Origin of the sequence: Kitasatospora sp. MBT63 (assembly GCF_000710465.2) — a bacterium.
Classification (GTDB): domain Bacteria; phylum Actinomycetota; class Actinomycetes; order Streptomycetales; family Streptomycetaceae; genus Kitasatospora.
On record NZ_JAIZ01000217.1, the window covers coordinates 1 to 939 of the forward strand.

General features: G+C 57.4%; 1 rRNA gene. It reads right to left on the reverse strand.

Going from position 1 to position 939, the window contains the following annotated elements:
• Nucleotides 1-939, reverse strand: a 23S ribosomal RNA gene (locus AA75_RS14735); the annotation flags it as partial.

Sequence of the window (939 nt, forward strand, 5' to 3'; positions counted from 1 at the left end):
CCTACACCCTTACCCCGGGACAACCACCGCCCGGGCTGGACTACCTTCCTGCGTCACCCCATCGCTCACCTACTACCCTGTTGGGTCAGCGGCTCCACCACGTCCCTTTGTCCGAAGACTCCGGGCCGGCTTCACGGCTTTAGCATTCAGAGGTTCGACGTTGGCGCTTCAAAGCGGGTACGGGAATATCAACCCGTTGTCCATCGACTACGCCTGTCGGCCTCGCCTTAGGTCCCGACTTACCCTGGGCAGATCAGCTTGACCCAGGAACCCTTGGTCAATCGGCGCAAGAGTTTCCCACTCTTGTATCGCTACTCATGCCTGCATTCTCACTCGTGTACCGTCCACAACTGGATTCCTCCGCTGCTTCACCCGGCACACGACGCTCCCCTACCCATCCACACAGCCGTTGGGCCTATATGTGTGAATGACACGACTTCGGTGGTGTACTTGAGCCCCGCTACATTGTCGGCGCGGAATCACTTGACCAGTGAGCTATTACGCACTCTTTCAAGGGTGGCTGCTTCTAAGCCAACCTCCTGGTTGTCTCTGCGACTCCACATCCTTTCCCACTTAGCACACGCTTAGGGACCTTAGTCGGTGTTCTGGGCTGTTTCCCTCTCGACCATGGAGCTTATCCCCCACAGTCTCACTGCCGTGCTCTCACTTACCGGCATTCGGAGTTTGGCTAAGGTCAGTAACCCGGTGAGGCCCATCGCCTATCCAGTGCTCTACCTCCGGCAAGAAACACACGACGCTGCACCTAAATGCATTTCGGGGAGAACCAGCTATCACGGAGTTTGATTGGCCTTTCACCCCTAACCACAGGTCATCCCCCAGGTTTTCAACCCTGGTGGGTTCGGTCCTCCACACGGTCTTACCCGCGCTTCAACCTGCCCATGGCTAGATCACTCCGCTTCGGGTCTTGGGCATGCAACT